Annotated in this window: 14 protein-coding genes; 6 read left to right on the top strand and 8 right to left on the bottom strand. The window is 43.9% G+C overall.

Annotation, left to right across the window (positions count from 1 at the left end; all coding sequences use genetic code 11):
• Positions 1 to 483: 483 nt before the first annotated feature.
• Together C3B52_RS02410 and C3B52_RS02405 are read left to right on the top strand one after the other, a co-directional pair.
• Positions 484 to 1,056 carry a PadR family transcriptional regulator gene (locus tag C3B52_RS02410; protein ID WP_103104482.1) on the top strand — a complete coding sequence of 191 codons (573 nt, stop codon included), beginning with the start codon at positions 484 to 486 and terminating at the stop codon, positions 1,054 to 1,056.
• Entirely contained in the window at positions 1,040 to 2,020 is a 981-nt protein-coding gene (locus tag C3B52_RS02405; RefSeq protein WP_103104481.1) for a BtrH N-terminal domain-containing protein, read from the top strand. Before C3B52_RS02410 ends, C3B52_RS02405 begins: the two co-directional genes overlap by 17 nt.
• Positions 2,021 to 2,454: 434 nt before the next feature.
• Here the strand turns inward: C3B52_RS02405 and C3B52_RS02395 are convergent, their stop codons facing one another.
• Positions 2,455 to 3,351, bottom strand: a complete 897-nt coding sequence (locus C3B52_RS02395) for a DUF4652 domain-containing protein (RefSeq protein ID WP_103104480.1) — start codon at positions 3,349 to 3,351, stop codon at positions 2,455 to 2,457.
• A gap of 157 nt (positions 3,352 to 3,508) precedes the next feature.
• Positions 3,509 to 3,973 carry a GNAT family N-acetyltransferase gene (locus C3B52_RS02390; protein ID WP_103104479.1) on the bottom strand — a complete coding sequence of 155 codons (465 nt, stop codon included), beginning with the start codon at positions 3,971 to 3,973 and terminating at the stop codon, positions 3,509 to 3,511.
• Positions 3,974 to 4,198: 225 nt separating this feature from the next.
• Here C3B52_RS02390 and C3B52_RS02385 point away from each other — a divergent pair, with 225 nt between their 5' ends.
• The gene (locus C3B52_RS02385) at positions 4,199 to 5,131 is read left to right on the top strand and encodes an aldo/keto reductase (RefSeq protein WP_103104478.1); all 933 of its coding nucleotides are present in this window, start codon (positions 4,199 to 4,201) and stop codon (positions 5,129 to 5,131) included.
• A gap of 17 nt (positions 5,132 to 5,148) precedes the next feature.
• Here C3B52_RS02385 and C3B52_RS02380 read toward each other — a convergent pair whose 3' ends face one another.
• Entirely contained in the window at positions 5,149 to 6,090 is a 942-nt protein-coding gene (locus C3B52_RS02380; protein WP_103104477.1) for a hypothetical protein, read from the bottom strand.
• A gap of 381 nt (positions 6,091 to 6,471) precedes the next feature.
• The gene (locus C3B52_RS02375; RefSeq protein WP_103104476.1) at positions 6,472 to 7,380 is read right to left on the bottom strand and encodes a LysR family transcriptional regulator; all 909 of its coding nucleotides are present in this window, start codon (positions 7,378 to 7,380) and stop codon (positions 6,472 to 6,474) included.
• 143 nt (positions 7,381 to 7,523) lie between these two features.
• Between C3B52_RS02375 and C3B52_RS02370 the strand changes: the two genes are divergently transcribed.
• The gene (locus C3B52_RS02370; protein WP_103104475.1) at positions 7,524 to 8,543 is read left to right on the top strand and encodes an alpha/beta fold hydrolase; all 1,020 of its coding nucleotides are present in this window, start codon (positions 7,524 to 7,526) and stop codon (positions 8,541 to 8,543) included.
• A gap of 66 nt (positions 8,544 to 8,609) precedes the next feature.
• On the opposite strand, the gene C3B52_RS02365 is transcribed toward C3B52_RS02370, so the two are convergent.
• Both C3B52_RS02365 and C3B52_RS02360 read right to left on the bottom strand, forming a co-directional pair.
• Complete coding sequence (locus C3B52_RS02365) at positions 8,610 to 8,933, bottom strand: MazG nucleotide pyrophosphohydrolase domain-containing protein (RefSeq protein ID WP_103104474.1); 324 nt, start codon at positions 8,931 to 8,933, stop codon at positions 8,610 to 8,612.
• 88 nt (positions 8,934 to 9,021) lie between these two features.
• On the bottom strand, positions 9,022 to 9,969 hold the full coding sequence (locus C3B52_RS02360) for a hypothetical protein (protein WP_103104473.1): 948 nt from the start codon (positions 9,967 to 9,969) through the stop codon (positions 9,022 to 9,024).
• A 228-nt stretch (positions 9,970 to 10,197) separates the two neighbouring features.
• On the opposite strand from C3B52_RS02360, the gene C3B52_RS02355 reads away from it, so the two are divergent.
• Positions 10,198 to 10,560: a VOC family protein gene (locus C3B52_RS02355; RefSeq protein WP_103104472.1), complete on the top strand. Its 363-nt coding sequence runs from the start codon at positions 10,198 to 10,200 to the stop codon at positions 10,558 to 10,560.
• Here C3B52_RS02355 and C3B52_RS02350 read toward each other — a convergent pair.
• Entirely contained in the window at positions 10,552 to 11,139 is a 588-nt protein-coding gene (locus tag C3B52_RS02350) for a LysE family transporter (RefSeq protein WP_103104471.1), read from the bottom strand. The genes C3B52_RS02355 and C3B52_RS02350 overlap by 9 nt on opposite strands.
• A 112-nt stretch (positions 11,140 to 11,251) precedes the next feature.
• Here C3B52_RS02350 and C3B52_RS02345 point away from each other — a divergent pair, with 112 nt between their 5' ends.
• A complete protein-coding gene (locus C3B52_RS02345; protein WP_103104470.1) occupies positions 11,252 to 11,806 on the top strand; it encodes a helix-turn-helix domain-containing protein in 555 nt (184 codons plus the stop codon).
• Positions 11,807 to 11,867: 61 nt separating this feature from the next.
• On the opposite strand, the gene C3B52_RS02340 is transcribed toward C3B52_RS02345, so the two are convergent.
• Complete coding sequence (locus C3B52_RS02340; protein ID WP_103104469.1) at positions 11,868 to 13,937, bottom strand: penicillin-binding transpeptidase domain-containing protein; 2,070 nt, start codon at positions 13,935 to 13,937, stop codon at positions 11,868 to 11,870.
• Positions 13,938 to 14,066: the final 129 nt, after the last annotated feature.

Here is a 14,066-nt window from a genome sequence, read left to right as displayed (position 1 = left end):
CTTTAGCCGAAAGGATTGATGGATATGATTTTTCCCAGTTCTTTATCTATCCCTTCCCCGTTTTATCACGGCTTTATTCGGTTTTTTGCACAATTTTTATTATACCACTGGTTTATCGAGGGATTACATCATCCCACGCGTGCCCGATTATAACGATATTGCCATGCTGGTTACCTTATTTGAAACATTTCTTCAAGGAATTTCGACACAAGCCCGCGAAACTATCTACAGCATAACATACAATTTCCCTTTGCCTTATCAATTGTTAAGGTAGTGTTGATCACCTAGGTACAAAAAAAGATCGGCATGATCGGTCGATGCCGCGATCTCAAGTGCCGCCTCAAGACCCGTACACTCGGTAGTTCGTCTGTTCCTGATTTGAACATTCTCAAGCTGTAGTTTTCTAGCAGATTCGGTGATCGTATTTTTATTACACCTATGTTATATTTCATATATGAAATATTCAAGATAAGGAGTCTCTCTATGCGTACATTATCGAATGTCGAATTCATGCTCCTGCAAATGATCGCGGAACATAATCAAGCTTCCGGATACGATATTATGAAGTTAGTCGAGCAGCGAAGTTATAAAGAATGGGCGAATATCGGTACAACTTCGATATATGCAGGATTGAAGAAACTTAGCGATAAAGGATGGATCTCACCTGAGACATCTGACGATAAATCCGGCAAGGGGCCAACGCCGACCCGGTTTGCCCTCACCGAAGTGGGTATACGCAAGCTGAAAAATGAAATTCTCGATAGTCTGTCGTCTACACGGGAACGTGACAACCGCTTCGATCTCGGTTTGGCCGCTTTGCCCCATATCGGGAAGGAGGAGGCCGTCATTGCTTTACGGAAACGACTGGATTTTCTTGGACAAGCCTCGATAAAAATAAGACAGAAGTACGAATCACAAGGCGGAGCTAGCTTGCCGCTGAACGTAAGGGCGTTGTTCTTGCATCCATTCAGCTTAATCGAGAGCGAGCAAGCGTTCGTTAGCCGGTTAATACATGAATTATTGGAGGAGGAAACTAGACATGGCCAAATTTATTGAAGGTTTCATTCCTTATCAAGGCGACCATTGCGAAACAACCGCCATGGGCAATTTAATGCAATATGCGGGAGTCCGCCTGTCTGAGCCGATGTTGTTCGGACTCGGGCAAGGGCTTGGATTCATATACTGGGATTCGAAGGGAATGGACTTCCCCTTCATCGGAGGAAGGGTAAAACCGGATAAACTGACCGCTTATCTCGCCGAACGCCTCGGCTTGAACGTCAGATATCAAGAAACCTCGTCCGTCAATAAGGCGTGGCAGAACGTCCGAAGCAGCATCGAACACGGCATTCCGGTTGGGCTTAAATTAGATGCCTATTACTTGGATTATTTTAAGAACAAAGTGCACTTCGCCGGTCACTATGCGGTACTTTACGGTATAGATGACGAATACGCCTACATGGCGGACACCAGACAACAGGGTGGACTTGTGAAGACGCGTTTGACAAGCTTGGCCGCTGCCAGAAATGCGAAGGGACCCATGAGCTCCCGGAATCGTTCCTTTACGATCGAGCCAAACGACGCATTGCTTCCGCTTGTTTCTGCTATACGCGAATCCTTGACCATGAATGCGCATGACTATCTGAACCCGACTATTCGGAATATTGGCAATAAAGGCATTGTTAAAATGAGCAATGAAATCTTGAAGTGGCCTTCTCGCAGCAACAATTTTGAACATGATTTATGTCTTACCGCGACGCTAATGGAGCGGGCAGGAACCGGTGGCGCTTTATTTCGGAATCTGTATAGGGATTATTTGAGAGAATGTGCTGATCGGCTGGAGGACCCGAGAATCGAACAAGCCCACTGTATGTTTACAGAAATCGCTCCAATGTGGGTTAGCGTCTCTGCTTCAATCGACCATGCAGGAAGAACAGGTGAGCACCAAGAGCTCGTGAATGCGTCTAAGCTGTTGCTCGAGATTGCGGATAAAGAACGCGCAGCCATGGAGCTATTGTTGTGATAGCCTTACACTTACATTGACCGAAATCATTCCATTCGGCACGCATGCTTTACCCCAGTGTCAGCTTAAGCACCTCGCGAGGGTGCATTTTTCTTACCATACTTGGGGTCAACGAGCGTAATCTGTCCGTTAGGGCCTTAATGAGAAAATAGAGTCATAGACTGCCGCTGTCTTGTTGAACTAATGTTCCTCGTTAGCTAGCCATACCTGCAGCGCAAAAGCCTTGGTGATCAACCAAGCAGTTAACGAACGGGCGTGTAGCGGAGCACCACGACGCCGGAGCCGAAAGCTTTGGTCTCGGTCAGCTTAAGATTCAGTCGATCACGAACTCCCCCCAATAATCATCCATAAGCAGGCCCGGTCTCTCAAGAATTGCTAATGTGCTCAGTCCGGGCCAGACCAGCAAAACCTTTTTTCTGTCTAAACTAACTCTTTCAATTTTTTCTACTTACTTTTTCTTCTATCGTTGATCGTTCCAAAGTTCGAGTTTCCATATACCCTTTGATCATGTCGTCATCTTCATAAACGTGTACTTCATAGGTTAGTAGATTACCTTCTATTGAAAAATCTGCTACTTCTTCCTTAACAGGGAGCTCCAGAATCGGAGTGAGCTCAAGTGTTGTTAAATTGAGGTGATAGAGATTACCTCCACGAGTTACCGTACCATGCACAAACCCAATCGTCGTTAAAACCGAATCATTGTCATACCATGCAATTTTCTTAGCTGTCCATTGAAAACCATGATTAAAATCAATATTCTCGATTGTATTACTGGCAAACTCTTTCAATACAATTGTTCCATTCGCTTCAAATTCTCCAAGCCCTTCAATCATCACTTGTTTTTCACCATTCGGCGACGAAATCCATGCATTTGGATCATCAGGTTCCTTTTCACGTTGAACTCGCTTAAATTCATACGGAACTTTAATTACAGCAATAAAATTTGCTTTTTTCGTTGGCCATTTGGCTTCGATATTGTAAACATAAAGCCCCGTTTCATATGGAATTGAGAAACTATTTAATTTTAATGGTACATTCTTATCCCAAAGATAAACCGAAACGTTTGGATCATTGTCAATATGAATAGTAGCTGTTTCGTTAGGGCTTGCTACAATAGACGGTAGTTGTTTAGCATCTTCTAACAGAGGTATTGCTTCATATCCTTCTTCATTCAATATCAGTTCATTTTCAGTTTTGCCAATTGTTATAGTCCCTTTATCAATTGTGATTGCCTCTACTTCGTCAATCGATGCTTCTGTTTTTCCATTTTCCATTCCAAGACAACCCGAAAGTATAAGAGTAAGGAGTAGCATAAATATATTTTTTTTCATCTCTTCACATCCTTAAACATATTTACTTAAAAATGTATTAAAATTCAATCTTCTTCAACTAACCAGCCCGTTGATAAAACGGCAGCACTTCGTGAAGGCTGCCTTTATGTTCGGACTGTGGAACTATTGAAGTTTAATGCAGTAATCAAATACCTGCTCAATCCCAGTGCTTTTCCATGGCTTCTTCACATCGAGAAAAGCCATTTCTTGAATAAAACTGTACGCTGTCGCTACTTGGCCAAAGTATAAGAAACTCGACTTCATTCTCTTTTGACCATTTTTCCATTGCACGATGAATTTTTGATCCGATACCTTGGTTTCTAAAGGCAGGGCGAGTGTAAACATTGGTAACATAGCCGTAATATGGATCTGGGGTTTTCCCTGGCCTGGGAACTTTATGTATTAATTGCAGATACATATGCGAGACAAGACTTCCATCAACTTCTGCAATCCAAATATACCAATCTCCGCTTTTGATCGCTTTTTCCAAGAATCCACTACAATCCTGGTGAAATTCCTCAAATGTCACTGTATGATTCGTATAATCCTCTTCTGAGAAGTCCCAACGCATTTGAACAAGTTGCGGTACATCCTCAAACGTAGCCAAACGAACAAGTGTCATGCATTCACCCCTTGTCTTGGAAATATCATCATATTTTTTTATCATGTCTTGGGAAACTTGCACGTTGATTTTGATCGTAACAATAATAAAACAAAGAGCATTTTTAGTGAAACATCAATTTATGCAAATATTCAAAAAACCCATTTTGTGCTTGAACCTTACGTAACGTAATGAATTATGATGTAAATACTACCCAAGCTTAAAAATGAGAGGAAGTTGAAGAGAATGACGAAACAAACACGACTTGGTAAAACAGATTTAGTTGTCAATCCAATCGGACTTGGAACAAGCGCTGTAGGTGGCCACAATATTTATCCTCATTTAAATGAAGAAATAGGAAAAGATTTGGTGCGGGCTGCGCTCAACCATGGAGTGAATTTTTTAGATACAGCGTTTTTTTATGGAACAGGACGTTCAGAGGAGCTAATAGGTGAAGTGATAAGTGCAGCAGGAGGGCGTCATGAACTCATCCTTGCAACAAAAGGTGGCCTTACACTTGTCGGCAATAAAGTTACCATGGATAATTCGCCTGCCTATTTAAAACAAGCCGTCGAAGATAGTTTGAAAAGGCTACAAACAGATTACATAGATTTATTTTATATTCATGCTCCAGATCAGGATACACCAAAAGATGAGGCGGTTGGAGTCTTAAAACAGCTAAAGGACGAAGGTAAGATTCGAGCAATTGGCGTTTCCAACTTCTCACTTGAACAATTGAAAGAAGCAAATAAGGATGGTTATGTCGATGTATTACAGGGACACTACAATTTGCTGCAGCGTGAAGCGGAACAAGAATTCTTTCCATATACGACAGAGAATGATATCTCGTTTATTCCATACTTTCCACTAGCATCAGGCTTGCTTGCCGGTAAGTACAATAAGGATACGACATTCAATGATCTACGCAAAGATATGCCTCACTTCCAGGGCGATACATTTAAAAAAAATCTAGAGAAGGTAGAGCAGCTCCGTAAAATTGCAAATAAAAAAAATGCTGAAGTTGCTCATATAGTCCTTTCTTGGTATCTAACACATGATTCAATTGATGTTGTCATTCCAGGAGCACAAAGAGCAGAGCAAGTACTGGATAATTTAAAAACATTAGATGTCCACCTGACAGAAGAAGAAATCAACGAAATTGATCATATTTTTAAATAGGTTCTCTTTGGCAACCGTTATAGCTTTCCCAGGATTTCACTAAGCGCAATCTGGTAGATTTTCTTGTTATCCAGCAAAAGAAGATGTTCGCCTCTGCAATCCAGTGCGGTTGCTTTTATTCCGACTCCCCCGGCTGTAAAGATTATTTCTCGTATCTTTTTCAATGTATGATTCGCTCTTCTTTCGTATAACGTGTATGTATCACGATTCCCATACCCGCCTCTAAACAAAACATAGTTGTTATATACTACAAACCCATCGGACCCATCCATATTGGTTTGGTATGTAGTCATGCTGTCTTTCGTGAGGTGGACAAGTTCAAATTCCGTGTAGAAATAAAACCAGACGTCATTATCATCTGGGACGTTAATCGCGTAGCAATCACTGATAAAGCCCGCTTCACCGGTGTAGGTGTAAATTCTTTCTCCATTTTCATCCCAGGCAAGCAATCCAGAAGAGCCTACAGGTTCATCCCAGCCATAGTTTCCAAAAACACCTTCATCAAAATAACTGGTCCATATTTGTCCATTTTTGGTTACAGCCACATCCTGAATGCCATCGCCCAGCAAAAATTCCCGAACAAGGGCTCCGTCATAGGACATAACTTTTCCATTCAGATCATGCGTACCATCTTTATATCTATTGCAGCGGGAGGCAACCACCAAGATCTTGTCGTCACCGAGTGGCTGGATAAAATGATAGTTTCCTGTCTGATCATTCAAAATGACTGTATTCCTTGAATTCCCCTTGGATAAAACTATCTTGTCTTGATGCTTGGTTTCCGTTACTGCTGGCACAAACATCCCGTCGATTCTCTCTGGGTTTTTGTTTGTCCCCAGACAGCAAATCTCCGAGTCTGGCCCCAGTGAGATATGGATTACTTCATAGTCTTTAAATTCATCCGTGATATCCCATACGGGTTGAATTTCAATCTTTTTTGGTCTGCTCCTAAAGAACATGATAATCCTCCTATCCGTTCCCCCACTATGTTAACATCAAAAAGCTATTATCAAGTTTGAAACATTTGGAAAACAAAATATTTGTTCAGTGAAGAAAAAATATTAGACCGGAACCCCAAATGGTACAAGGAGCTCCGGTCTTCTCTATCACTAGATATTTGAATATTTTTTTGACTGTCTCATTTAACTATCGAACACATCGTATTATCGTAGCCATGCCATGATCCACATGGGACTGAATAACCGGTGTAATTTTCAAAATATCGCTCCGTCAGCGCAAGTCCACCCGCTTGGGATCAATCGGAGAACGTTGTAAGATCAACGATTCACGTCTAAAAACACTATTATCATCAGACAGAACGATGCCCGCCCAGGAGAAAGCTAGACGGATATATTTTCCCCCTCTATAGCCATAACCTCCCTTGCTGCTTCTATGAAAGATAACATGATTGGTGAAAGCCACTTGTCTTTATGCCATAACATCTGTGTATACACGTGCAAGTCCGGAATTTGCCATGGAAGAGCAACAAGTTCGCCCCGTTTCACTTCCGCTTTCGTTGTCATTTCAGGAAGAAAGGCAATACCGATTCCCGTAATTGCACATTGTTTAATGGCTTCGGCATTTTGAAACTCTAAATACGTAATACTATCAATGCCCTTTTTCTCAAATTGTCGGTCAAACATGGTTCGATAGGGACAACCCTTTTCATTCGTCAGGAACACTTGTCCGTGAAAATCTTCCAGCTGCAGTACAGTTAGTTTTGAAAGTGGGTGGTCTGGAGCGGCGAAAAAGCGGAACGTTTCTTCTACCAACGGCTCCACTGCAAGAGCGCTCGAGCGAATGGGCTCGTCCAACATAAAGACGACATCCGCGGTTCCCTCGAAGAGCGTTTGCTTGAGTTGTTCATTTGGAATGGAGCGGAAGATGAGACGAACTCCCGGATGGCGCGAACGAAATAGGTGAAAGACAACTGGAAGCCGATAGGCACAAAGAACCTCGTTAGCACTTATGGTTAAGGTGCCGCTTAAATTGTCATTGTCATGAACGACGCTGCGAGCTTCGTCCAATTTATCTAGAATACTTTGGATATGAGTTAAAAAGCGTTTACCCGCGGTTGTTAGAACGAGCTGCTTGCCTAAGCGGTCAAAGAGACGAACACCAAGCTCATCCTCCAATGCTTTTATTTGCATCGTAACGTTGGAGGGTACGTAGTTCAGCACTTCCGCAGCCCGACTGAAATTTAAAGTTGATGCAACCGTGCGGAACGTATTCAGTTGGCGCAATTCCATCGTACGATCCCCCTTACCTTCAAAATTATTGAATATACCTTTGAATTTCATTCACTTTTACTGAGACTATCACAGATCTATACTAGCAACAAGAATTACAACCTTAATGTACGGTTTCATTTTGAAGGGAGAGCGACTATACGATGGATTATGATATTTTTAATTTGGGTGACGTAACATTGCAATCAGGAGTCACATTACCTAGCGCTTTTCTTGCTTATAAGACTTATGGAAGATTAAATGAAAAGAAAGATAATGTCATCGTCTATCCAACTGGTTTTGGCGACCAGCATGTTCAGAATGAATGGTTGATTGGAAACGGGATGGCATTAGATCCGCAGAAATATTTCATTATCGTACCAAATCTGCTGGGTAATGGATTATCATCGTCTCCAAGTAACACGCCTCCCCCATTCGACCGGGCAAATTTTCCGCAGGTAACCATCTATGACAACGTTAAATTACAGCATCGGCTGGTGACCGAAAAATTCTGCATTCAAAAGATCGCTCTCGTAGTAGGATGGTCAATGGGGGGCATTCAAGCATTCCAGTGGGGGGCAAGTTATCCCGACATGGTGGAAAGAATTGCACCCTTCGCCGGAGTTGCAAAGACATGGCCCCAAACGTATGTGGTTTTGGACGGTATGAGAGCTCCGCTCATGGCTGCGGTCCGCTTCGATTCAAGTAAACTAAACCAGTTGACTTCTGCAGACATGCGCGCTGTTGGCCGTGTCTATGCAGGATGGGGCGTATCGCAGGCGTTTTACAGAGAGGAACTTTATCGTGAGCTGGGATTTGACACATTAACAGATTTTATGGCTGGCGTCTGGGAAGATAGCTTTATGAAGATGGATCCGCACAATGTCCTGGCCATGTTATGGACAGGACAACATGCAAATATTAGTGCAAACCCCTCCTATGACGGAGATTTCGATACAGCACTCAAAAGTATTAAAGCGCTTGCCTACGTCATGCCAGGGAGCACGGATCTCTTTTGCTCGGCAGACGATAACAAATACGAGGCTAAGTTAATACCTAATGCTCTTTTTAAACCTATCGAGTCGATCTGGGGCCATTTTGCCGGTCGCGGAATCAACAGTGCTGATAATAAATTTATTGATGACAACCTAAAATGCTTGTTGGCTCTTAGTACAAACGGATAGATCATCATAAGTAAGTATCGCTATCATTGAAAAAACTCACCACATGGTGAGTTTTTTCGCATATTTTTAAACCTGATTAGAATAACGCTCCAACAATTTTGTTCTGTGAGAATGGAAAATATCCTCGAGTGGGATATCGTACTTGTTGGCAATTACAATAATATTACCAAGAACATCGCCAAGCTCTCCCACTAGCTCTTGTTTCAATTCTTCTGCTGTCCCAACAATTTCATCCGGGCGATCTCTTCCTATTTCTAAGGCTCTGATCGCTCTCGCTACCTCGCCCGTTTCTTCTGCGAGAAATCCAATACGCATAAAGATATCAAGCTTAGACCAACCTCTTGTTTCATAGTATTCTTTTACCCAACCTTGAAATTCTGTAAGATCCACAGTAATTCCCCCATTCTTTCGATATGTTAACAAAATTTCCGTAGCAAACTAACAGGTTTATCGTCATCCTATTTACATACAAATCGATTTATTTTTCACTCGTTGGAATCGACTTGCCGATCCTCGATTGCAAAGCCTCCAGCACCTTCAGCCACTCTTTCCCTTCAGCGGAATCTTCTTTTCCTGCATAAGAATGCTCACTCGGGTACATCGCGTAAAAGGTCCCCTGCTTGTTTTCCCCGATCTTTTTGATAAAAGGGTGCTCTTGGTAGTAAGGGAGCTTTTCTTGCTCTTTGCTCAAACGAATGACTGTCCCAAGTGGCACTTCTGTTTTAGCCACAGCGTCCTTGTAGGAGAAATGGACGCAAGGCGGGTTTCCTTCTTCGTTTTTGCAAGTGGATTGCTCGATTTTTATTTTGTCCATGACGGTCTGAGGCAAAAAAATACGGTAGCCGATGGTGCTATTGTACGCTTTCATCGTGATGAAGTTTTTTTCCATAGCAGGCTCGTTAATCGACTCAGGCGTATTCCAGATCCCAACGGACTTCTCTGAGGCAGGAGCCACGCTTTGAATAAACCACTGGTTGCCGACTTTTGCTACGCCTACAACCGCACGATCTGTCCCATACTTGCCTGTTGACGTCATCAGCTCGAATTCGACCTCGTATTTATCCTTTGCAGTCTCAGGTCCGCTGACGATTCTATAGTCCTCCACCCATGGACTGGATGCGCCTGTAACCCAGTGAAAGCTTTCAAAAGACTGTTTTGCTCCCATTTTTGCTTGTTCTGTGAAAAGAGCATACTGCAAAGCGCCGCTTCTCATTTGAACCGCTTTGGCCCACAGCTGGACGGTCTCTTCCGCCGTTTGGGGTACGATGCTCGCTTCCAGCATTCTCAGCTGCTCTTGTAGTGAGCTTGCACTCGCTGTTTTGTTTTCCCCCGCAAGCGCGACGCTTGGCTGCTCTGCCAGTGGTGTCAACGAATAAGTCGTCAAACTTAAGACAAGTACCATTCCGAGCACCATTGATTTTTTCATCCTGCAAACTCTCCCATCCATCTCTGTTGTATGTGTGTAGCCTTTTCCTTTTCATGGATAATGACGTAAGAGCGTGCGATTTGTAACGAATTTCAATAAATTTTTTTTGATAAAAGGTCTTAAAAACAATAACAGACGGCCAAAAGCATGTTCGCCCAGTTGTGGGGAGGAAAAGTCTTCCTATACAATGAATAGAAGATTTCATATCCAAAAAAAGGAGGGTCTGCAATGAAGGTCACTCGAATCGTTTCCAACATCGATACCCAAAATATCGCCGCAGCCAAAGTCTTCTATCAGGATGTGCTCGGTCTGCATGTGTTGATGGATCATGGCTGGATCACAACCTACGGAAATCAGGAAGAAATGAGTGTGCAAATTAGCTTTGCTTCCCAGGGTGGCTCGAACACCCAGACCCCTGATCTATCGATTGAAGTTGATGACTTGGATACAGCATTTGAGCGCATGAAAAGTGCAGGGTTTTCCATCGAATACGGTCCGGCAGACGAGTCTTGGGGAGTACGGCGCTTTTTTGTCCGGGACCCTTTTGGCAAGCTCATCAACATACTCAGTCACACAAAAGAGCTACCATAACTCTGTGAGAATCGAGACGGCGCTATAAACCAGCAGCAAGGACATGATTACATTAAACTGGCTTCTATAACGGGACAAGAACGTTTGCAGGACGGAACCAAACATGCTCCAACAGAACGTACTCATAAAACCGACAAAAGCTAGCAATACGGAAAAAAAGAATAGACTGATGCTGGAGCTGTGATAGGGCAGAATAAAGGTCGAAATAGCGGTTATGCCGTACAAAATCCCTTTTGGATTGACGAATTGCAGAAGCATGCCCGCCAAAAAAGAGTTGTTCTTGTCATTCTCGCTGTCCTTGCCATTTTTACTGGTAACGATTTTGATTGCCAAATACACCATGTATACTGCGCCTAGAATCGTCATGACAAACTCAATTTTCGGGATAAAGCTTTGGAGCATCACATTAAAAAAGCTGCTTAACAGCATGATGACAAAGAAACCCGCACCTACGCCCAAACAAAAACGAGTCGTCTTTCTGAGTCCATGTTTGTTCGCAAAGGTCATTGCCATAATATTATTGGGACCAGGCGTAAAGCTAGTCACAAAAATATATAGAAAAAATGATAAGACAGGCATATACGGACCTCCTTCGATTTGTGCGTTATAATGTATATATTGATCGTTATAACGATATGCTTTTTATTGTACATTCCGATCGTTATATCGTACAGAAAGGAGTGGGTGTTTTATGGAGGAAATCCATCTCATCATTGCTAAAAACTTGAAATCGTTTCAGGAAAGCAAGAAGCTTAGTCTGGAACGGGTTGCAGAATTAACCGGAGTAAGCAAAACAATGATCGGTCAAATTGAAAGGGGAGAATCCAGCCCTACCATTACAACCATCTGGAAAATCGCTAATGGATTAAAAATGTCTTTCTCTTCGCTCATCAAATACCAACAGCCGGATACAAAAGTGGTGTTGCAAAACGAAATCCAGCCGTTAACGGAAGACAACGGAAAATACCGTGTATTCCCTACCTTTCCATTCGAGGATGATCGGCGCTTTGAAATGTACGCTGTCGAGATTGATCAGGGCGGCTTGCTGACCGCGGATGCGCACAGAGAGGGAACAGAAGAGTTCATTACCGTTTTTGCAGGGGAATTGACCTTACGTGTACAGGACAATGAATTTACAGTGAAAAGCGGTGACTCGATCCGCTTCAAGGCAGACAGGCCCCATACGTATCACAATGCCGGTGAGGCTTTGATTCGATTAAGCATGGTCATCTATTATCCAGCATAAAGACCCCGTTTTTATTGAACGGGGTTTTTCGTATAAAGGATGTGTTTTTTGCACTGCCTATCTATGATGCCGACAAGGCAAGCTCGCCTTCTTTTAATACCTTTGAAAAAATTCGCTTGATCCGCGCATCGAGCACATGGCTGCCGCCTCTGCCTCTCACGTCTTCGATCATCATCGTCACCAGAAGGCGTGAATCATCTGCATCAAATGCAGCGTACCAGCCGTTTTCTTTTCCCAGCTCGCCTTTTTTCTGCTTCAGCTCGGCAGTACCTGTTTTAGCCGCCAGACGAATACCAGGCACTCTCGCCCCTCGTCCCGTACCTTTCGGGTCTTCCATCACGCTGAGCAGGTTTTGTTTTACCGCTCCGGCGACCTCCACAGGGATCACGTCACTTTTCCAGTATTGCTCTTTTTTCTCTCCCTGCACCAGGGATGGGTAGATCATGCTTCCGTCGTTTACAAAAGCACTGTAGACCAGCGCCAAATGAAGAGGCGTCATCGTCACTTCTCCCTGTCCATATCCCGAGTCAGCCAGTTGAATCTCATTTTTCATTTCGGTATTGTACAGCTTGGATTTGTCGATCGGGAATGGAATTGGTATTGCTTCGTTAAAGCCGAGCAATTGCCCTTTTTGTATTAACTGCTCCTCACCGATGGCAAGCGCTGCACGGGCAAAATAGATGTTATCGGAATAGACCAGTGCTTTTCTCAAATCAACAGGCGCTCCGTAATCACTGACACGCGTGACTTCGTAATTGCCCCAGGAAGCATCCTTTTGCCAGTGCAAGCCTTTGACGTTTATCGTATCCTGTGGGGAAATCGTATTCGTCTCTAGCCCGATCGCTGCTGTAATCGGTTTGAAAGTCGACCCCGGTGCAAACCCTCGAGCAAAGCGATTCAGCAGAGGCTTTTGCGGATTCTCGTTAATCTGCTTCCATTCCTTGGACGACATCCCGGTTACAAAAGCATTTGGATCAAACGAGGGTGAACTTGCCAGAGCCAATATTTCTCCTGTCTTTGGGGAGATAGCTGCGGCTGTTCCCGCCTCCCCTGCAAGCTCGTTAAAAATCGTTTTTTGGACCTCGGCATCGATCGTCAGTGTCAGCGGCTCGCCGTCTTTGGCGGAGCGTACAGCCAATACCTTTTTCTCCGTGCCGTCAGAGGTTGTAATCGCAATACGTCCACCTGCCGAGCCGCGCAGCTGTTCCTCGTAGAGCTGCTCCAGCCCCGTTTTCCCAATCATGTCTGAGCTGCGATAGCCCTGCTCTTTTCGTTTTTCATATTCCTCAGCACTCATGACCCCCACATAGCCAATGAGGTGTGCCATTGCTTCTTTATACGGGTAGTATCTGACTTGCTTTTTTTGCAGCTTGATCCCTTTAGTTGCTCCGAGCGTCTGGATGCGCTGATCGTCCTCCATCAGCGTAGCAATCCGGATGAATGATTTTGCCGCATTCGCCGAAACGATCGACGTTAAGTCGGCACTCGGAATTTGCAGCAGCTTGCTCACCTGATTCTTCCCTGCCTGAGAGCTCTCGTTCCATTCCCCCGGATGAATCCCGATATCAACCACGACGCGGCTTGTCGCTAATCTTCGTCCTGCCCGATCCAGGATTTCTCCTCTTTTTGGAGCAAGGGTGCTCGCCCTCACCTTATCCCCTTCCCGCATGTCAGGAAAAAGGAAGGTCGGGTTCCAATTTATGTACCAATCTTTTTTATCATTTTGCGTTTCATTGACCAGAGTCGCTTTACCTGTAAAGGAAATCGGTTCGACAAACGTACCCATCTGCAGCCGGTAATGGAAGCTGATCTTGCCGTCTTCCCCTGGCGTAACCTCTCCGTTGTACAACGGCTCTACGCGAATGTCCTGCGCTTCTATACCTTCATAAATTTTTTGATAGCGCGAAATGAATGCTTCTTTGGTCATGCTCGCTTTTGTTTCCAGCGAGAGCTGCTCGTACATGTCAGCAAACTCCTGATTTTTCCATTTTGTCGAATATGCGGTGAATGCTGCCTTTGCCCGCTCGCCTTCTGACATAGGACCTTCCTTCCACATGTCCCAGAAAAGAAAGCCAAATCCACAGAGGACTACCACAAAGACACTCCAAAAAATTACCCACGTCTTTTTCACTAGGACCGTCTCCCTCCCTTCAACAAGATAATACAGACGGGAAAGATAATATATGGAAGAAAGCTCATAGAATCATGAGACAATCGTCATAGAACGATGATAAGTGTCTGATAATTCCCCGTTGGAAGG

The sequence above is a fragment of the Brevibacillus reuszeri genome (assembly GCF_002897295.1).
Classification (GTDB): domain Bacteria; phylum Bacillota; class Bacilli; order Brevibacillales; family Brevibacillaceae; genus Brevibacillus; species Brevibacillus reuszeri_A.
Note: the sequence above shows the minus strand (reverse complement) of the source record. Positions and strands in the feature narration are given on the sequence as shown.